A 19,671-nucleotide genomic window follows, 5' to 3' on the forward strand; every position below is an offset into this window, starting at 1 on the left:
AGCCAATGGATTCAGTCGATGGACGAGTCAGCCATTATGACTGGAATTGAATGTGTATCCTTTCAATTTGGCTTTGCGCTGATTACAACTAGTTTCAAGCTTTTCAAACATAAGCGTCCCAAAGAAGTCCTCGTTTTTAAATAAGGCTTTTACGACCATCTTCAAACATAACTAATAAGGTTCAACTCATACTTCAAATGGCAAAAAAGAAGAAAAAAGAGCCGGGCTGTGGCTGTGGCAGTATTCCTTTCTCCGTGATCTTGTTGGTTTTAGGGGTTGGAGGGTGGTGGTTTAGCCAAGCAGAGAATCGACAGCTAGGCCGATATTTCCCCAAAGATACAACGGTTACCATTCCCGTTTTAAATCAGCCAATTACTCTCAATCCATCATCGCCTTTTCCAACTCCCAGTGTTGTCCCTATTAAACCGGTCGAACCCCTGCCGACGCCAGAAGTGGTTGCAGTTGAGGTGCCCAAGGAAATCGAATTTCCCAAGGCTTGGACTCAGAAGAAGATGCGGGGAATTTATCTCAGTCGATATCAAGTCACCAATAATGCATCTGAAGAAACCATTCGCGAACGGGTTCGATATTATCGCGCCCAAGGGTTCAACACCATCTTGCATGGGGTGTGGGGCAATGCCTGCACCATGTATAAAAGTGAAGTAATGGCCCAACAGTTGGGTTTTCCTAGCTGCCCTAATCTCTTTCAAGATCAATGGCTGGACTGGCTCATCGATGAGGCTCATAAGCAGGATATGCAAGTGCATGCCTACTTTGAAAAAGGCATCAAGATTGATAAAAACAGCCCAGTTTATAAACGGGCTGTGGCTGAAAAATGGCTGGTCCCTGGCGTAGATAAAACCTATAGCGGTATTGAGCATTATGTCCTGGATGTGGACAACCCAAAGGTAGCAGATCTATTCACAGACATTACGGTAGAGTTTGTGCAGAAATATCCCACCATCGATGCGGTGCAGTGGGATGACTATTTGGGGTATCACGCTGAACTCCCAGGCAAGGTGGACCGAACCACCAGCCTCACAAAATTTTCTCAACGCATGATCAAAGAAATGAAAAAAGCCAACCCAAAGGTGAGTTTCGATCTATGTCACCATAATCCTTACTGGTCCAAACGCTATTTTGCTGCGGATTGGAAGAACTGGGACGTGGACCGGGTCTTTGTCCAAGCCTATAACGAGGCTAATTTTGTCAAGGAATTAGAGTACGCTCACGCCCAAGTCGGTATTGCCATTACCGACAACCAGCTCCACCGATTACAAGGACTCGTCGAGGATCCTAAAATAAAAGGCATTTTAGTGTTTCCCCTATCCGGTAAGCCTGAAGAAACAGCAGTCAAAGTTAAAGATCTGGTACTCAAGGCAGATAAAGGGTAACTCACAGACTTAAATGGGGTGAGGTGCATGTGATTCCACCCCATTCAGATGGTGGAATCACCACCGATATTAAATCCTGGCAGAACTGAGCCAGTTAGGGGTTGGAGCCCCCCTCAAATAATTAACTTCCAACAATTAATAGGTGTAATACCGCTATCAGGTTTTGCCAACGACTTCCACCAACAGGTTGATGGTCAGTCCCAAACTAATCCATACCAATCGAGTTAAAAAGACAACTTGGTTTGAAAAGATCGGTTTCATAAATATTGCACCTAAAATTTCGTTCATACCTACAAACAGAAGAAAAAAAAGACACCCCCTTCTGCCTCAAGAGAGTGTCAAGCTAGCGTCGTTTTGCCAACCTTATTCGCGTTGTAAGACTTCTTGGAGTTCTTGCAACGTCGGACCACCAAAGAAGATGACGTTCCAAACAACCGAGAACAAGATGGGAGCCAGCACCAAGGCTAGCCGCAGATCAATTCCAGCAATCATCGTTGGGGCAACTGCCTCATAGGCATCCATTCGGTTAATAAACTGCATAGATGCAATTGCGCCGAGGAACCACACCAAAGGGACACCCAATGTGTGGACCGCCAACCAGCGCACGGTATAGATAGGATATTTCCTTTGGGGAGGTCGCTGGAGCTGAGTTCTTGCCGTCATATCGAATGCCTCCTAATTGTTGGTATCAAGACTTGGACTAAGATTGCGAAAATCATCGATTTGCTGTTTACCGGCATACCGATCCGTCACAATTTGTATTTGAGACTCAGATTGAGAATAATATTCATTTGGATGGGGCGTTCCAAAAACATCGTATGCTAGCCCAGAACTGACAAAGAGCCATCCTGATATAAAAATAGCTGGAATATTAATAACGTGGAGCTTCCAGAAAGAGAAATCGGTGATAATCTCACCAAACGGGCGCTCACCTGTTACACCGGCCATAAGCATCTCCTAACTTAGTTGAGAATAATTCTTATTCACAGACTTATTATTGCAATTAATTATCAATAATTCAAGAGATAATTTCTGTTCTCATTTAGAGATTTGATAAGTAAAAGCTATAGCGGCAGAAATTCAGCCCTTGGAAGCGAGGAGCCAATCATCATCACCAGCCCATTTTTTGCCCTTTCATGAGCAATGATTTTTATTTTTATTGAGAATTGTTGTAAATTTGGAGACAGACTGAACGCCCTAAACCTCAGACCAGTGTGTTGTCCTTTATCTACTGTTAAGCCTGGATACAGCTCTTTCACTTGTAATGATTTTGTGGAAACAATATCACAACCTCAGCTATAACTATCCGCTGCCCTTATATACAGGAATCTATCCCCTCAGGCCCATAGGAAAATATCTTGTCAGGACGGTACATGTATACTTCTAGCTCACTCAAAGCCGAATTAAATGAGAAAGGTTGGCGACTGACTCCTCAGCGGGAAATAATATTGACGGCCTTCCAAGAATTGGAGAAAGGGCAACATCTCAGCGCTGAAGATCTCTACGAGCTGTTAATGCAACAAGGTAATCCCATCAGCCTTTCCACCATTTATAGAAACACTAAGCTTATGTCCCATATGGGAATACTCCGAGAGCTGGAATTCGCTGAAGGGCATAAGCACTATGAGCTAAATCAACCCTACCCGAATCATCACCATCACCTGATATGCGTCAAATGTAATCAGACGATTGAGTTTAAAAGCGATTCCATCCTCAAAGTGGGGAAAAGTAAAGCGAAGCAATCTGGATTTCATCTCTTAGACTGTCAATTGACGATCCATGCCATTTGCCCAACTTGCAAAATTGCAAAGGGGTAGCGATCCGCCCCTCTTGCCTGAACCCAATTATTTAATTTCTAAGGCTTCTGAACCGCCTTCCTCTAAAGTTCTTAGAAGTATTCCCAGCTGATACCACACCAATAGCCCACTGGATAGCACCACAAAAGTAGACATGGTAAATCCAACAGCCCAGGTAACAGCAAAAGTCGTTAAGGATGAACCCACAAAAATCCAACTACAAATACAAATCCCTAGGTAAGGTACAAATAACCTGGGTTCATTAACATTCCTGAGTGGCTTTTCAGATAACCCCTCCGACCATTCTTTTGTTTTGCGTTTGATTGACACTTCAAACGCTTTGCCACAAGCAAATCCGCAGAGGGCAGCAATGCCAATCAAAAAGTATGGCGGATCAGGAATTTCAAAAAGAAAGTGCATGCATTACACCCTATAGAGCGAACTGAGGAACATTCAGCAGAAAATATATCTATTCTGATTGAAACTCAATTTGTTGATAAAAGCACATTTTAATCTGGGGTAAGTAGCCCTTTCCTTTAGAGGAGAATCAATAGCTTAAGCCTAGGGCACCTATTTAAAGCGTTTTTAGGCTAACAAGCCCACCTAATCCGCCATTAGTTAAGTCCAGGCAACTGAGAATTTTCGGAAATGAGAGTACGACGGATAAATGTTGAACCCGTACCAGTTTGTTTTCCAGCCCAAGGGAAATTGCTTGGATCAGGAATGGAACATGTGTTAAGCAATTTCTCTGTCGAACTTAATTTTTATATTTTTCTGGATAAATCTAGGGGGCTTGTTGCCGATATAGTCGAATTCAGCCAACTTATACTGACTAAACTGCACATCCAGCTCACTATAAGCAATTTTGGGATCCCTCTTGGAAATTGAGCTAGCTAGCCCACCTTCTTCGCCAACACAGGACTTGAAGTCGACCAAATACAAGTTGCCGCCACTGTCAAAGCTAAAGAAAGGACCATCCTGGCCGCCAATTGAATAATTTCCGTCTTGACCATTATCCAAATCATAAATATTCCGATTACAGATGGTCTCTTCTGTATGCTTTACCCCCGTATGGGGAGAAATATATTCAAAAGAAAATCTTGCATCCTTACCCAAATCATTGATGGTTAAGCTGCCCATTAACCCTTCCAAATCTTTGCCACTATTTAAGGCATTGACCACAGTATCTTTGTCATAGGAAACCTTGCCAGAGATCACTCCCTCATCTCCAATATTGCCAGCACTCTTGAAGGAGTAGGTGGTAGCCCATGCGGAATTAGTCATTATCAACAAACCTAAGCACACACATACAGCGCTGATCAGCAAACGCTTGAGACTATTGCGAATCATCGGTGATAATCCTCTGTACGATTTTTATTGAAATTCTCTCTCAATAATTACACAAGCTTGCCAACAGATCAAAATCGCATCTATCGATAAAAAGTTCAAAATTCATTGTGAATAGTTAGTTTTACTGCATAAATCTGCTGCCAAGCTATCTATCAGCTCTAACATTATTGAGTTTTATTACAGCTGTACATCTAGATTATTGACACTTAATTTCAATAAAACTATTCTGACAATCATTGATCGCTCTAAAAAATGTTCTCCTCTCAGAGACATGGCAAGGGGAGCTGTAAGTACTCAGTTCCCTATTTTTTTTCAGGGCTAGGCCGTGGTTATTGCACGCCGCCCCAGCATCAGACTATTGCTGCAAAACTGAATCCTACCCTTGACTGACTAGATCGAGAATCTAGCAAAGTCTGCAGGGTTCAGTGCCCATGAAAGGTGGAGATATGAAATGCATTGCTCTCAGATTAATCACCCTTTTTCTAGCAGGGTCTATTTTCTTGAATGGTTCATCGGCAGCGATGGCGCTTTCCAGTGCCGATGGTCACTCATCTCATCCCCAAGGTGAGCCATCTTCGACCTTTGACAAAGCAGAATTTCTGTATTGGTTCAAGCAATGCGAACATCTTCAAGGCCAAGAGGCCCTGGCAGCTTGTGAGCAAGCCTTGAAGATCAATCCCCATGTGGCCGCAGCTTGGATCAACCATGGCCAAAAGCTATTCAATTTTCGTCAATATACGAAAGCTTTGATTTCTTTTGAAAATGCCTTGTTGCTGAAGCCCGATTACTCCCTGGGTTTGGCCAACCGATGCGGTATTCTCACTGTCTTAGGTCGATATCCCGAAGCCTTAGATTCCTGTGACATGGCCTTAATTGGTGATCAGCAATGGGGATTTAGTGGACAGGTTCTCGCCTGGAATAATCGGGGCGATACCTTGATCAAGCTGGAACGGTATGAAGAAGCATTAGCCTCTTTCCAAAAATCTTTAGCGATCGACCCCAACGATGTTGCGGCCCAGCAATATCGTCATGTTGTCCTGAAAAAACTAAACCGTCGCGATCACTCGCAACCACAAGCGCCTGGTTTTATCCCTTCACAACAAGAGTCACAAATCGCTCTTGTCCCGTACTGATACAGCGCAGCGATATTCAAAACCCCCGTTTTGTCCTTTTTCTTTTATTTATATATTGGAACACCATTATGGAATCCTCGATTGAAAACCAAAACTATCCCTGGTATGCAGGGAATAGCCGCTTAATTGAACCCTCTGTTTCAGGGAGATGGTTAGCTGCCCATATTCTCCAAGCGGCCATTATTATGTTCTGGGTGGGGCTCAATACCCTATCGGAGTTACAGGTCTTTGACCCCGATGTTGCTATGTATGAGCAGGGATTAGTGCTGATCCCTCATATGGCAGCTGAAGGGATAGGCGTCGGTCCAGGGGGAGTAGTTATGGATACATTCCCCTACTTTGCCATTGCCTTTGTACATTGGGTCGCGAGTTTAGTTCTCCTGTTTGGCGGTTATTATCATCTCGCCGTGGGGCCGTCTGATCTTTCCAAGGGAGGCCGAGGAAATACGAAACGGTTTGCCTTTGACTGGGATGATCCGAAACAGTTGGGATATATCTTAGGTAACCACCTCCTCTTTATTGGATTTGCCTCAATCCTATTTGCAGGCTGGATTATCAGTCATGGTATCTATGACCCCACCATTGGGGAGGTTCATGCAGTCACCCCCACTGCTGAGAACTTTACCCATATCTATCAATATGGTTGGTCAACGCCTGGATTTAATCCGTTTTTTATCGATAATTTAGGGGATTTAGCCGCAGGTCATATTTTAATTGGCCTCTTCGACATGCTCGGCGGAATTTGGCACATTAATGTCGCCCCCTTCAGTTGGGAACAGCAGCTAGGCGCTCGAAGAGATAACTATAGTGCCGATGGGCTGATTGGCTTATCCCTGGGAGGCGTTGCCATCATGGGATTCATTTCCGCCTATTTTTGTGCAGTCAATACCTTTGTCTATCCGGTTGAGTTTTACGGTGCTGCGTTGGAAGTGAAATTTAACGTTGCCCCTTACTTCAAGGACTCAGTTGAGCTAGGAGATGGTGTGTTTAGCTCCCGAGCTTGGCTATCCAATGTGACTTACTATGTCGGCTTCTACTGCTTGCAAGGCCATCTTTTCCATAGCCTCAGAGCCATGGGCGTCAAGTTTGAAAATCTTCCTCAAGCCCTTGGTGCAGCTTTCAAAATTGAATCTTCCCAACCCACAGAAGCCGCGCAGCCCACTGGCGAATAGCATTTTCAGGGATTGATGGAGCAATCTTTTTCGCAATGAAGTGGCAGGATGGTTATCCGATGGGGACAGCCATCCTGCCTGCAAGCGGCAAGGCGTGCTTTACCAAAGCGATACGTGTCTCAACGCCATTCTTTTTAGATAAAAAATTTTGCTGAACCACTCAAAGGTAATGTCATGACCGAAGAACAGGCAGCCACTGCCAATGATCAAGTTGTTTCTAAACCCAATGCCGAAACACCTCAAGCCGAAGCGGTAGCAACGGCTCCCCCTGAGACGGCTAAGGTAGCCACCCATGAACCCACTGCAGACCCCCCATCTCCTGCGGCAAAATCCAAGGCAAAGGAAACTCAACCCCAGTCTTCCCCCGAAGGCCCTCGGTTTTCCTCAGGTGTGCTGTTTTTCCTCTGGGTATTCTGTACCCTCGTTTTTCTATCCATTGCTGCGGGCTATATTGCCACTCGATAGTTCCCCCTACCCCATCTATGCATCTAAATTTTTCCCCGGTCCTGAGGCGTTAATTCTGCTCTCCTAGTAAGTGGGGACATTCATTAAATCGGTGAATGCGGCATAGCTGGGGATTTGGTTTGGATGGAGAAGTAGAAGACAAAGCAATTTCAAATTCAAACAGAGCTGTGTTGCCAATCTTTATGCTCCAATCGACGTGCGTATCAAGGATAGCGGCAATAAGATATTGCAAGATCCCCCCATGGGTCACTACCCAAGCTCGATCTGAAGGTTGGTGAGTTTGATAGAGGGTGTGGATGAAACGGCGAGTGCGATCGCAACAATCAAACAAGGTCTCCCCCCCTGGAATGGGAATTACCTCCTGGCTATTCATCAACTGTTCACACAGTTCAGGGTGCTGCTCTTGGGCCTCTTGCCAAGTCAGCCCTTGAAAAATGCCATTGTCAATTTCCAGTAGAGCCTCATCCGTTTGAATCGGGGGAAAATCATCGCCCTCCGGGTGGCAAGCTACCAGCATCTCCAAGGTCATCATCGCTCGCTTGAGGGGACTACAGTAAAGATGTGTTGGTCGCCAGCTTTGTTGGGATAACCACTGTCCCAAGAGCTGAGCTTGCAGAACCCCGTGGGGCGACAGTAGCTCATCTAACTGCCCTAACATCCTATGTTGGGCATTTCCCTGGGCCTCGGCATGGCGAATCAACAGCAATCGCATGGGCGATGTAATTCCAACAAAATTACTCTGTCAACAATTCACACTGGGCATGATGGCGGAGTAGATGATCGCACAACACTAAAGCAACCATCGCTTCTACCATAGGTACGGCCCTCGGCAATACGCAAGGATCATGGCGGCCTTTCGCTGCTAATGTTGTGGCTTCACCAGCCTGATTGACCGTTTTTTGGGGTTTGCCAATGGTTGCGGTTGGTTTAAATGCCGCCCGCAGCACAATATTTTCGCCATTAGAAATGCCACCTTGGATCCCACCAGACCGATTGGTTACAGTTCGAATACGACCTGTCTCATCGGTATAAAACTCATCATTATGTTCTAGCCCCGTCAGCTGAGTACCCGCAAACCCAGAGCCAATCTCAAACCCTTTACAGGCAGGCAAAGACATCACTGCTTTGGCTAGTTCGGCCTCCAGCTTGTCAAAGACAGGAGCGCCTAATCCTTTCGGCACCTGACGAGCCACACATTCCACCACTCCTCCGATCGAATTAGCATCTCGTCGGGTTTGATCGATCAAATCAATCATTTCCTCTGCAGTTTCAGGATTGGGACAGCGCACCATATTGGCTTCTACCTGAGCTAAGGTCACTTGATCTGGATCAATATCCGCTTCCACGGTTTTAATCCGTTTGACATAGCCGATCACCTCCACCCCAGCCGCTTGCTGAAGAATCTTTTTCGCAATCGCCCCTGCCGCGACTCGACCAATGGTTTCCCGAGCAGATGAGCGGCCACCTCCTTGCCAATTCCGAATGCCATATTTCGCGTCATAGGTGGCATCCGCATGGGACGGACGATAGACCTGGGCCATCTCACTGTAGTCTTGGGGGCGAGTATCTTTATTCCGCACCAAAATGGTGATCGGTGTCCCTAATGTTTTTCCCTGAAACATGCCCGAAACGATTTCGCAGGTATCTGTTTCTTTACGGGGCGTGGTAATTCGACTTTGCCCCGGTCGTCGACGATCTAACTCAAACTGAATGTCTTCTGCCGCAATTTCAATTTGAGGTGGGCAGCCATCAATAACAACCCCAACACCACCACCATGAGATTCACCAAAGGTTGTAATCCGAAATAAATGTCCAAAGGTATTTCCCATGCTCTTGATCTGACCGTGCTAAACATATACCGGGCAAGCTGCCTGTCTTCACTATCTCATTCGACCTTGTTAAATAGCCAAAAAAAGAGAGGGAAATATTTCCCTCTCCTCAAGAGCGTTGGTTATGGCTGGAATAAAAATTAGTTATGTTGAGCAGTCTGTGTGCGTAGTTGTTCCATTTGGGCAATGGCTGTATCGACCTGTTGGGGGGTGTAACTGGTCAATTCTGTGAGCCAATGCTTGATCAACTCTTGCGAAAGATCGTTTGGATTTGTCAACATTTCAGTAGTACTAGACATAGACTTCTCTCAACTTTTGATCCAACTAGTTTGGAAATAACCGTCTCTTGAATCCAAATACTAATCCCAATGCACAATAATATAGCCAAGGCAATGTAAGAATAAACAGACAGAAAAGGTCAGAGATCTTCGAAAAAAAGTCAGCGATGCCACCTGACTTTTTCTCAGAAGGTCATATTTATTCTAAAAAATAAAATAACCTTTAAGCGACCTGGGTGAGACAGGTAGATAGATAATCGGCGGTCACTGTTACCAGAGCGATGACTTTCTCATAAGCCATACGAGTGGGCCCAAGTACGCCAACACTTCCCATTGGCAATTCGCCTTTTTGATAGGTTGAAGAGACCAGGGAATAGGCCTGAATAGACTCAAGGCTATTTTCTGAGCCGATGCGAACGTTGACTTTTGTACTCCGAGGCACCACATCAGCCCCCTGTTTAATCTCATCAGCCATCAACTCATTAAAAAGAGGTCGAAGCAGATCTTGGCCATCTTCTAATAAGTGAATTAAGGTCTGAGCCTGCTGTAATTCAGAGAATTCAGGCTGTCGCAAAACCTCAGCTAAACCACCCACTAAGATATTTTTAGGACTGAGGGATTTACACTGTTGTGTCAGATCCGTCAGCAATATTTTTAAGAAATCAGTGTATTTTTGAAATTCCCGATCCAGTTCACATGGATCCAGCGCAACTAAGTCTTGCAATGAGCTCCCCACAAAATGGTGGTTCAAAAAATTAGAGAGAATCTGCAGTTCCTGTTCAATTCGATCTGGATCCACTTCATCCCAGGCCGAGTGGGGTAATTCCATCATCACGGACTGAGTCTCGTAGGCATCGGTCACTAGAATCAACATGACCCGATGGGGCTCAACCTGGACGAGATGGAGATGGCGGATAGTGGAGGTCGCGGCTTGAGGCAGGGTGATCAAAGCCACACAGCCACTCAAGGTCGCGAGAATTTGAGCAGCATCGCGAAGCAGCACTTCAAAAATCCAGCTGTCAGTCCGTAGCTTTTGATCAAGGGCTTGTTTAATCTGGGACATCAATGTGGTTGAGGGCATCACCAGTTCATCCACATAATGCCGATAGCCAAAGTCTGAAGGGACACGACCCGCTGAAGTATGGGGTTGAAAGAGCAAGCCTTCTTCCTCTAATCTCCCCATCACATTGCGGATGGTCGCTGGACTAATACTCAAAGCATATTCCCGTGCTAAAGCTTTAGACCCGACCGGTTCAGCCGTAGCAATGTAGTGATCCACGGTTGCCCGCAAAACTTGTTGTTGACGGTTAGTAAGGCTAAGGTCCATAGAACTTGGGTAAAAAGTGCGTTCAGACTTTAGTAGCGCGGGATGCTGGTGTCTACCTTCATTGAATAAGCATCAATGCCACCACTGACATTCTTGACGTTAGTAAACCCATTTTGACTTAACCATACACAAACCTGAGCTGATCTCATGCCATGATGGCACATTACCCAGGTTTCCTGATGCTGATCAAGCTGTTCGCCGATGGTGGTTGACCACTCCGCAAACTCGCTGAGGGGGATGTTTTGAAATGAATTCAGACTTGCGATCGCAACTTCCTGAGGTTCTCTAACATCTAGGAGCTGAATGCGAGTTACATCATCGTTCAGTTGAGCCGCTAGCGTCTCTACATCAATTTCGGGAATACTAGAAAAATCTTGTGAATACATCGTTCAAAAGGCAATAACTAAAAGAGTAGTGACTTGCTAAAAGGGGTTGTCACAATTTATTCATTTATGTATGACCTATTCTGTCATACGCTTAGCAGAACGTGGAATCCATATTGTCTAACTATATTCGAGCCGTTATGTCCCGAGCGACATACACTGCTGCTGCCGACGGCTCAACCTATGGAGAAATACCTGGGTTCGAGAAGGTTTCTGCTCGGGCAGATACTCTAGAGCAATGCCGGCATGACTTAGTAGAATCTCTAGAAGAATGGATTTTCTCGAGAGTAACCCGACAATTACCGGTTCCTATCATTGACGGTATTCAACTACCTACAAAAGAAATGATGTAATCTCTGTGGTCAAGATACTATAATGTAATTCCACAACCTGGGGCTGTAACGGTTTCGACGTTTTAGCAAACGTAGCCTCATGATTCAGGCCGAGAGTGAGTCATCTCTCGCAAATAAAAGACTCAAAACATCGTACATGCGAACAACATCGTATCTTTCGCTCGTCAGCGCACGGCTACTGCTGTTGCCTAAAAAAACCTAACTTGGTTTGAGCATCTGTAGATTGACTCCGTTAATTTCTATGGATAACCCCCAACGGATGCACCACTAGGGTTTCTCTGTTGTCTCTAATGGTAAAGACTTTCAACTGAGCATCCCATCGTCCGGGATAAGTGGCGATTCCCGCTTTGAGGATTAGAAAAGCTAAGCCTGTGAATGAATGGGGAGCTAATAGCTAGGGCGGACACGGGTTCGACTCCCGTCAGCTCCATTTAATTAAGTTTCACCAATATTCAGGGGACTCCAGCAAACAGCCTGGGGTCCTCTTTTTTATGAGGTTTTTAGCGAAGAAAGGTTCAGTGAGATTTATGGGAATTTATGACCATCTAGGATCGCTTACGGGTAGACTTGCGGATATCGTACCCACAATGATCAGTGCCTACCCGTAAGTATAGAGCCTTAAACGATCTCCAGATCCATAGCGCCAAGCCAAAGGAATAGGACTACAAACTGCTTGACGGTGAGGGATTGAACCTGTTTGTAACAAAAAGTGGTTCAAAGCTGTGGAGAATCCGGTATCGGTTTGGGGGAAAGGAAAAGCTGCTCTCGGCTGGATGAAGTTTGATTCTTAAGTTCAGGTATATCAGTACTCCAATATGCCCTTTTACTCTTCGTTGGTGACGTACTCCAGACACTCAAGCAAAGACAACCCGAGTTTTAACCCTGATGCATTCAAGGGAGTACTAGAGAATCCTGCAGCCTATGCCCTGACTTAAATCAAGGCACTTCCAAATCAATCTTGGTACGATGATATTAACTAGGGAAAAAGAAATGACAACGACATCCCCAGACAGATTAGATCGCATTGAATCTCTTCTCAGTACTCTTGGAAAGGACATGCAAACAGTGAAAGCTGATATCTCCACGGTCAAAGGAGATATTTCTGAACTGAAAGAAGATATCAGTGAGCTGAATGAAAAAACCACCAAAACTAACGAGAAGGTGGAAACTTATCAGAAAGCTATTCAACAGGTTGTGAATCTTGCTTTTGGTCTTATTGTCACTGCTGCTCTTGCGATATATTGTCCCAGTGGTCACAAATCGCTAGTCTTTCACTAATGAAATTTGCACGCACCCCAACAGGAAAGGGGTGCTTGTTATGAGAAATCACCGCAACTTCAGCGCATTTCAGGCGTTCAATATGAGACGGCGAGACATTTTGAGAGTTACGGGTGGAGTGACTATTGCGTCACTTTTAGGATGCAGAGATCAATCCTCTAATAGAGATCAATCCTCTAATTCTGTTGAGCCACCAGATGAATTGGCCCAGTCTTCTCCCGATTTTCCGGGTTGCATTGTGCGTCCACAACAAACAGAAGGCCCCTACTTTGTAGACGATAGGCTGAACCGATCCGATATTCGCTCAGATCCATCTAGCGGAATTGAAAAAGAAGGCGTGCTTCTCAGATTGACCTTCAAAATAAACCAAGTTAGCCCTGATGCTTGTTTACCCATAAAGGGCGCGATTGTGGATATCTGGCACTGTGATGCTAAAGGAGTTTATTCCGATGCCTCAGATCCAAATTTCAGCACTTTAGGGCAAAAGTTCCTGCGTGGGTATCAGATAGCAGATGCAAATGGATCTGTAGAATTCACCACCATTTATCCTGGCTGGTATCCAGGTCGAACCACTCATATTCACTTTAAGATTCGGGGGGGTGAAAACTCTCAACAGAGCTATGAGTTCACTTCACAGCTTTACTTTGAAGACACTCTTACCGATCAAGTCTTTACCCACTTGCCATATCACACCAGAGAACAACGCACCACTAGAAATGATCAAGATGGCATTTTTAGAGGCGGGGGCGATCAACTAATACTCAAGCTTACCCAAGATCAAACTAGTGGATCATATACCGGGATATTTAACATTGGGCTTGATATGACTTGAAACTAATCTTCAGAAGGTTTATTGAGACCTAGCTAGAACAGCTAGGCAATATGAATTCTGTCGAGAAAATGAAAGATTAAACTTGCTAGCAAAATGTGATCACATTCTCCATGTCAACCTAAGTACTGAGCTTCAACATCCTTATCTAAGTAACATAACCCCCCTGGAGAATCTGAGATTTCATAGCTTAAAAATCAGTCAATGGCATTACCAAGGTATTCAATAATCAGCGTCAGGATCAAACGGCGCTAAGTCTTCGATCTCATCCCACAGTTTCACGTATCCCTGCATGTGTTTGTCACCCTCTTGGGCGGCCGCATGAGGGCCATATGACAACACTGCTTTAACTTTGTCCACTATCCTTACAACCAGTTTCGTCTGTTCCAGACCTGTCCATCCGCAGGAATACTCATCACCAAATTCAAAGAAGCCAATGGCATTAAGTGTTTTACAGATTGAAGCAAGTTGAGAACTAGATAATTGACGCTTAAGCGTTATGATTTCACCGTTGTATTTGGGTGGCTGTTTTTGGCGAACCTGTTGTGTGATTAGACCTTCATTGCTAATCGTCAGCCACCATGTTGACAGATTCGATGTAAACGCTGGCACTAGCAGAGCAGCACCAATAAACTCGTTTGCACCTAGTTCTAAAACTGGTATTGAATGGGAATTTGACACCTGAATATCTAAAAGATTGTTCCTAAGTAAACCTGCTGGGTAAAAAAGCTAAATCTACATTTTATTAATCAATTAACGTTTGGTAAGCCTCGTTTCTTGGAAACATGGAAACTTAAAAAATAAAATAAAGAGAATCTAATTATACAGACTATGAAATAAAAGAATATATTTGATGCTCCATTAGCCTTAAATACTGCTGAAAAAACAAAGTTACTCTTCAACGGAGCCAAGAAAGAATTATGGAGAAAAAGATTTGAAATATTCATTCCAATAGCTAATTCGATCCTATTATCTTTGATTATTATCAAAGTAAAAAATAGAGCAAAAATAAAATTAGTGATCCAATACTCAGGGTACTCCAAGTCAATTGAAAGTGTCGTAATTACAGTACTTAAAATGATTGCGGTAAGACCACGATTTCGAATAAAACTGTATATTCCTTGAAGTAGATAACTATACAGAAAAAGAATTTTTACAAACGAGCCAAGTATAGACGATATAAGATAAATAAAAGCTAATGGAATCCATTCAGAGATATTAAATACTAGTTGATAACGGGTAGGATTAATTATATATAATAAAATCCAAGTTGCAAAGTATGTACTGAGCCATAGCACTGAACCTCTAACTATTCGAAGCCAGTCAATAGTTCCTCTTGGACTAAATAAAGTCTTGAATTTTCTCTTGTGAATTTTTTCTATCGCGATGTAAATACCAGTAACTAAACTAAACGAATATAAAGTAAAAATAAATAGAAGAAGGATAGGATCTTTTTCTGATAGCAAAAATAATTCTTTAATTGGCATATCAAAAAAATAATAGATGATATATCCATAAGCTAGGAGACTCAATAGAACTATCCCAAAAATCGTTATTATGCCAAGCAAATAACGCAACCATCCATTCTTACCTTGCTGAGTAATGTTCAAAAAACTATTTTGGCTTGACATATCTAATTCACTTAATTAAGTCTTCCATAAGAAATAAATATCTCTGAATTCTAGTTTAATGCTAGATTTACCGGGGTTCTATCTCCACAAGTTAACACCCACCTCTAGATGGTCAATCCCCGTAAATGGCGACCGGAGACTCACCTTTGAACGGCATCATCTATGAATATAGTCCCTTTAAAAAATCGTAACTTCTCAAATAATATTGATCAATTTCTTCTTGGCACTGTTTTATTCTCTGGGTATTACCTTGTTCATAGTATGCATACTCAAGAATTAACTGATAACCTTTGATGGTTAAGTCAATATCACAACTAACGGCACTCTCTATATAATCAATTCCGCTTTCATCCTGTCTCTCAAGCAATAGCCTACCTAGCAGTAAATTAGCTGGTGCAAAGTATGACTTTTCTACCAGTAACTCTCTGAGCAGCAAGATCCCAGCTTCAGGCCCTTTAATTTCCGCCGTCCATTTACAACGATTCCATTTCTCATCAAATGATAATGAGCGAAGATTCGCTTGATCCTCCAAATTCGCTAATTTCTCGCTTATATCTTGATGAAACTGATAGCGACCTTGCCAGACTCCGCTCTTATCATCCTTCCATTGCTCATTTCTTTGCTGAATTATTTCTGTTAGTACATTAGGGCTCAACAAGTCTTCCGCTGCAGACCGAGAAATTGCTAAGGATTGAGATAGTTGAGCGCTTTCCTGTAGATAGCCCAATGCTGATAGCCGCTCAGTTAAACAGGGGTGTGTATCCTCTATACCTGTCGTGGTTGACAAAGCTGCATTTAACCATCTTTGCTGAGGCTCCTTGGGAATTTCAGCTTTCAATGCATCACTCATTAATGAGATAGCTTCTGGTGGATTAGGGGTGCAATTTACTTGCTGATTAATGTCCCTCCAGAACATCCGATTGAGGTATCTAGTCTTAACCTCAAGACTGATTAGCCCCTCAGCTAACTTTTCACCCCCTATAAACTGTGCGGCACAACGGTCTGCTTCATACTCATATTGCCGGGAAAGTACAAATGAATATGCAGAAAATCTAGGAACAAACCACTCAAAGAACCAACCAAAAACAATAAACCCTAGTCCGTTCGCAGTTAACATCAATATATCCATGAACCATATGCCTGTCCCCGAGTGCGAATGATTCCGATGCTGATATAGTCGTTCTAAAACTTGGTGCCATGTCTGCTCAATGCGATATATCCAACTAACAAAATGACTGTGTTTACCGGATAAATGACCCAATTCATGGGCCAAAATAGCTTTGAATTGCTCCAAATCAAGGGCTTGCATCAAAGGTAAACCAACCAATAAGTAATTCTGAAAACAGCCAAAAATGCCTAGAACGGGTCTTTGAGAAACTGCGGCATTCAAGTCATCCGTCAGAATAATTTTGTTGAATTTAGGCGTCGCTAAATCCACTGCAAGTTCATCAACAAGCCCATATAGTTGAGGCATCTGTTTGCGTTTTATTACCTTGCCTTTCGGTTTAGGAATTCTGACCCAGAGAGCCGTCAAAAGGAGACCTAGTAATATCAAGGCAATAACAAGCACACATCCAAGCCAAATGGCCTGGATTCGAAGCCTACTTTCAGGCATGGTCACAACATATAGAACGATACCCAAAAGGAATGACAGCACAAACAGAATAAAGCCATATCCCAGTAATGCCAGCAGAAACACACGTCTTTTAAAACGCTTTGGATGTTGACTTGCGTAATTTTCTAGCTGTTTGACTAAGGTCTCATATCTCTGCGGCGTTAGTGCCATGTCAACCTCTAGAACATTAGGGAGTATTTTGACATTTCTAAACCTTAAAACCTCCTTGAGGTCTTCTCAGTTTCTTCCCAATATATCGGCTGACCAGCTTCCCTTTAGAGTTGCGTTCATAGGAATACCAGTAAGGACCTTCTGTCTTATTAGACCTCTTGCAATATTCATTTCATGATGTGTTGTGGGTAGCTTCTACGCCTTAAGCTGCCATGGATAGCTCGTAATTATAGATGGCTGCAATCAAGTTACACCGCAGAGAATAGCGACGACGACGGTTGCAATAGCGCTCAGACAGAATTCTGAACATTTTCAGACTACGATTGATGTGCTCAATGCCAATCCGCTCTTGGCTTAGAGCATGGTTATACTCTCGCTCTAGGGAAGTCAGTTCGCCCTGTTGTGGCTTCTTGAGCGGAACATAGCTATTCCCCTGATATCCGCTATCTAGCAGGCTCTCGGTATCTGGATGAATATGGACGCCTGAGACCTTAAATACCTGAAAATCATGCCGACGGCCTTTGCCAAAGCTCAGACAGATGATCTCTAAAGTGTTGCGGTCAGCAATAATCTGGCATTTGAGGGTATGTCTCTTTTTTTTCCTGCATAATACGCTTTTTGTCCTTTTTGGGGACGTTCAATCGGTGTCTCAGTCACATCCATCACGACAACATCAGGCCGCTCAAATCCTTGTATTAGATGTTTCTTGCCGGGTAGGCGGAAGAGTCCTGAGTTCATGAGCGGTCTCGACCTGCTGGACTATACGGCAAACCGTTGATTCAGAAACACCCCAATCTCCAGCAATGTGGAAATAGGTCCGATATTCTCGCCAATCTTGAAGGGCCACTAATAGTTGATCGGGGCGGCACAACTTCGGAGGTCGCCCTGCATTAGAGTGACTCAATACCATATCGCACACTTAATTATGCAAGAGGTCTAATAGTCTATTTTTTTATCTGCCTAAAGTGATAAAAGAGGGATAAATAGCCTCTGAGTATCCCTGATCACCATACCCAAGATCTCAAAATGTCTTGATGTTACTCAACTTTGGATTAGATCTGTAACCCTGAAATGAACAGTGCCGATTATAGAAATCTTGAGCAAAATCTAATCCTACCCACAACAGCATGAAATAACTTGTTTATCATATTCCTTAATCTGGATAGTCTAGCTGTTTTATCTAGGAGTTATAACTATGGCTAGTTTAATCACAAAATGTTTGGCATTACCTTCAAATTGAGAATCAAAACAGCATTCGAAGAAGATTCGTAGTTGCCACCAAAACAAGATCCCGGCATAAGACGCAGGCTGCTATTCACTACTATCAAAGCCTTACTCCTCTTTTTTGTTTAATTTTCTACACAAAATGTGAGTATTTTTCTAATATAGCCATCTTTTACCGATCTATGGGCATAATCTAATCAAGCCATAATTCATCCTATGGCTTCAGGTTCGATTTTGGAATTAGACCGAACCTGATTTCGTTAATAAGGGAACTATCCCCTGTCTCTGAGTGCGGCAGGGGATATTTTTATATCAAAAACCTTGTAAATCTCCTACCGCCAAAGATCCTAGCAATATGGCCTTATAAGCTAAAGTTACATATCTAAAGAAAAAGTTTTCTTTTTCCTAGGAGTGGGAATACTGAGATTAGCTTATCTAAATTGGTTAGAACGTTGATTGTCACTCGCGCACTTCGGTTGGTTTGCGCGAGTGTTTTTGTATCAAAAATAGGGTAAAGACAGACTCAATCAATAGCCCATGTCATCGCACCATGAATAATCACTGAAGCTCTGCATAAAAACAGCAAATTGAGCAGAAGGTTAATGCATCGAAAAGGTTTCGCCCATTCATTCCAGAATAATTGAACGTTAATCGGTGTATCGTAGCGATGATCAAGATATCCTGCGAGTCGCACAGTACAACAGCCTCGACAGTTCCTATAAGCGACAACAATTTAGGCATCTTCAGTGTCTTGGCTGCTAGAACGATTTGTAAGGGCGTTAAGATACCTTGGCTAGCTGTTGATTAATAGGGCGCACACAATCACTCTACAGCCTTAACACAAAAGAATCCTACAAAAATTTTCTTTCATGAGATATCAAGCGATAATGCTCCCTCTGAACTAAAATATTTGTGATATCCCCTCAATTCACCATTGAATATAGGTGCCAACCTATCGTAGCCTCAGCTATCTCTGCAATTGTGCTCTAGTTCAGGCAGGTTCACACTCGAAGCGAACATGGTGAACTTCGAGTTTTTCCTACAGCTATTTGGAGCATGTTTTAGCCAATGATGATGAGAAGCTCCAACTACATGGCCCACATTTTTACCCGTATTGTTAGGGGGAATGAGATACTCAAAGACTTTGAAATACCTCCTGCTGGATCAAAAACATAAATGATTCGAGTGGACTAGAGAAATAGGATACTCCAATCGAGGTAAGGCCACAGGAGACAGATAGAAAGTGATTGGTAGAGCCTAAAGCACTAATCATTCATTATCTATATTAATGATTTCTTAATTATTTTAGAGTTTGAGGTTTCAGAATCCAACTGAAAAAGTATAAAACTTACAGTATTTTTACGGTGAAGGTTTTTTATTTCTGGCAACTTTAACTCATGGTTTACCCTTTACCGAATAAGACTTTCACCTTATACACTCCTT

Annotated in this window: 20 protein-coding genes, 1 other RNA gene and 2 pseudogenes; 10 read left to right on the forward strand and 13 right to left on the reverse strand. The window is 43.3% G+C overall.

Features of this window, described 5'->3' with window-relative positions; all coding sequences use genetic code 11:
- Positions 1-197: 197 nt before the first annotated feature.
- Complete coding sequence (locus AM1_RS05015; protein WP_012161717.1) at positions 198-1,394, forward strand: family 10 glycosylhydrolase; 1,197 nt, start codon at positions 198-200, stop codon at positions 1,392-1,394.
- A gap of 522 nt (positions 1,395-1,916) precedes the next feature.
- On the opposite strand, the pseudogene psbF reads toward AM1_RS05015, so the two are convergent.
- Positions 1,917-2,057, reverse strand: a pseudogene (psbF, locus tag AM1_RS43035) (cytochrome b559 subunit beta); the annotation flags it as partial.
- Positions 2,058-2,069: 12 nt separating this feature from the next.
- Positions 2,070-2,342 (reverse strand): cytochrome b559 subunit alpha, encoded by a 273-nt coding sequence (gene psbE / locus AM1_RS05025; protein WP_012161720.1) that lies wholly within the window; start codon positions 2,340-2,342, stop codon positions 2,070-2,072.
- A gap of 425 nt (positions 2,343-2,767) precedes the next feature.
- Between psbE and AM1_RS05030 the strand changes: the two genes are divergently transcribed.
- On the forward strand, positions 2,768-3,211 hold the full coding sequence (locus tag AM1_RS05030; protein WP_012161721.1) for a Fur family transcriptional regulator: 444 nt from the start codon (positions 2,768-2,770) through the stop codon (positions 3,209-3,211).
- Between the two features lie 27 nt (positions 3,212-3,238).
- Here the strand turns inward: AM1_RS05030 and AM1_RS05035 are convergent, their stop codons facing one another.
- Positions 3,239-3,610 (reverse strand): hypothetical protein, encoded by a 372-nt coding sequence (locus AM1_RS05035; protein WP_010473526.1) that lies wholly within the window; start codon positions 3,608-3,610, stop codon positions 3,239-3,241.
- 315 nt (positions 3,611-3,925) lie between these two features.
- Complete coding sequence (locus AM1_RS05040; RefSeq protein WP_238549167.1) at positions 3,926-4,474, reverse strand: hypothetical protein; 549 nt, start codon at positions 4,472-4,474, stop codon at positions 3,926-3,928.
- A 512-nt stretch (positions 4,475-4,986) separates the two neighbouring features.
- Here AM1_RS05040 and AM1_RS05045 point away from each other — a divergent pair.
- From AM1_RS05045 to AM1_RS05055, 3 genes are all read left to right on the forward strand, one after another.
- Positions 4,987-5,673, forward strand: a complete 687-nt coding sequence (locus AM1_RS05045) for a tetratricopeptide repeat protein (RefSeq protein ID WP_238549168.1) — start codon at positions 4,987-4,989, stop codon at positions 5,671-5,673.
- Between the two features lie 68 nt (positions 5,674-5,741).
- A complete protein-coding gene (locus AM1_RS05050) occupies positions 5,742-6,845 on the forward strand; it encodes a chlorophyll a/b binding light-harvesting protein (protein WP_012161724.1) in 1,104 nt (367 codons plus the stop codon).
- A gap of 174 nt (positions 6,846-7,019) precedes the next feature.
- Entirely contained in the window at positions 7,020-7,310 is a 291-nt protein-coding gene (locus AM1_RS05055) for a hypothetical protein (RefSeq protein ID WP_012161726.1), read from the forward strand.
- Between the two features lie 49 nt (positions 7,311-7,359).
- Here AM1_RS05055 and AM1_RS05060 read toward each other — a convergent pair whose 3' ends face one another.
- The 5 genes from AM1_RS05060 to AM1_RS05075 form a co-directional block, all read right to left on the reverse strand.
- On the reverse strand, positions 7,360-8,022 hold the full coding sequence (locus AM1_RS05060; protein ID WP_012161727.1) for a histidine phosphatase family protein: 663 nt from the start codon (positions 8,020-8,022) through the stop codon (positions 7,360-7,362).
- Between the two features lie 22 nt (positions 8,023-8,044).
- A complete protein-coding gene (gene aroC, locus AM1_RS05065) occupies positions 8,045-9,139 on the reverse strand; it encodes a chorismate synthase (protein ID WP_012161728.1) in 1,095 nt (364 codons plus the stop codon).
- 140 nt (positions 9,140-9,279) lie between these two features.
- Positions 9,280-9,438, reverse strand: a complete 159-nt coding sequence (locus tag AM1_RS42020; protein WP_012161729.1) for a hypothetical protein — start codon at positions 9,436-9,438, stop codon at positions 9,280-9,282.
- A 202-nt stretch (positions 9,439-9,640) separates the two neighbouring features.
- The gene (gene hrcA / locus AM1_RS05070; protein ID WP_012161730.1) at positions 9,641-10,744 is read right to left on the reverse strand and encodes a heat-inducible transcriptional repressor HrcA; all 1,104 of its coding nucleotides are present in this window, start codon (positions 10,742-10,744) and stop codon (positions 9,641-9,643) included.
- Between the two features lie 29 nt (positions 10,745-10,773).
- Positions 10,774-11,130: a rhodanese-like domain-containing protein gene (locus tag AM1_RS05075; RefSeq protein ID WP_012161731.1), complete on the reverse strand. Its 357-nt coding sequence runs from the start codon at positions 11,128-11,130 to the stop codon at positions 10,774-10,776.
- 113 nt (positions 11,131-11,243) lie between these two features.
- Here AM1_RS05075 and AM1_RS05080 point away from each other — a divergent pair, with 113 nt between their 5' ends.
- From AM1_RS05080 to AM1_RS05090, 5 genes are all read left to right on the forward strand, one after another.
- Positions 11,244-11,480: a type II toxin-antitoxin system HicB family antitoxin gene (locus tag AM1_RS05080; RefSeq protein ID WP_012161732.1), complete on the forward strand. Its 237-nt coding sequence runs from the start codon at positions 11,244-11,246 to the stop codon at positions 11,478-11,480.
- A 39-nt stretch (positions 11,481-11,519) separates the two neighbouring features.
- Positions 11,520-11,913, forward strand: a transfer-messenger RNA (tmRNA) gene (ssrA, locus tag AM1_RS37875).
- A 236-nt stretch (positions 11,914-12,149) separates the two neighbouring features.
- Positions 12,150-12,257, forward strand: a complete 108-nt coding sequence (locus tag AM1_RS44380) for an Arm DNA-binding domain-containing protein (protein ID WP_390610035.1) — start codon at positions 12,150-12,152, stop codon at positions 12,255-12,257.
- 213 nt (positions 12,258-12,470) lie between these two features.
- Positions 12,471-12,758, forward strand: coding sequence for a hypothetical protein (locus AM1_RS05085; RefSeq protein WP_041659193.1), 288 nt, complete (start codon positions 12,471-12,473; stop codon positions 12,756-12,758).
- A 40-nt stretch (positions 12,759-12,798) separates the two neighbouring features.
- A complete protein-coding gene (locus AM1_RS05090; RefSeq protein ID WP_049783688.1) occupies positions 12,799-13,590 on the forward strand; it encodes an intradiol ring-cleavage dioxygenase in 792 nt (263 codons plus the stop codon).
- Between the two features lie 219 nt (positions 13,591-13,809).
- Here AM1_RS05090 and AM1_RS05095 read toward each other — a convergent pair whose 3' ends face one another.
- The 4 genes and pseudogenes from AM1_RS05095 to AM1_RS43040 form a co-directional block, all read right to left on the reverse strand.
- Complete coding sequence (locus AM1_RS05095) at positions 13,810-14,268, reverse strand: hypothetical protein (RefSeq protein WP_012161736.1); 459 nt, start codon at positions 14,266-14,268, stop codon at positions 13,810-13,812.
- A gap of 68 nt (positions 14,269-14,336) precedes the next feature.
- Positions 14,337-15,218 carry a hypothetical protein gene (locus AM1_RS05100; RefSeq protein ID WP_012161737.1) on the reverse strand — a complete coding sequence of 294 codons (882 nt, stop codon included), beginning with the start codon at positions 15,216-15,218 and terminating at the stop codon, positions 14,337-14,339.
- A 160-nt stretch (positions 15,219-15,378) separates the two neighbouring features.
- Entirely contained in the window at positions 15,379-17,004 is a 1,626-nt protein-coding gene (locus AM1_RS05105) for a M48 family metallopeptidase (RefSeq protein WP_012161738.1), read from the reverse strand.
- 202 nt (positions 17,005-17,206) lie between these two features.
- Positions 17,207-17,902 (reverse strand): annotated as a pseudogene (locus AM1_RS43040) (IS5 family transposase); the annotation flags it as partial.
- Between the last annotated feature and the right edge of the window lie 1,769 nt (positions 17,903-19,671).

Source organism: Acaryochloris marina MBIC11017, assembly GCF_000018105.1.
Lineage (GTDB): Bacteria > Cyanobacteriota > Cyanobacteriia > Thermosynechococcales > Thermosynechococcaceae > Acaryochloris > Acaryochloris marina.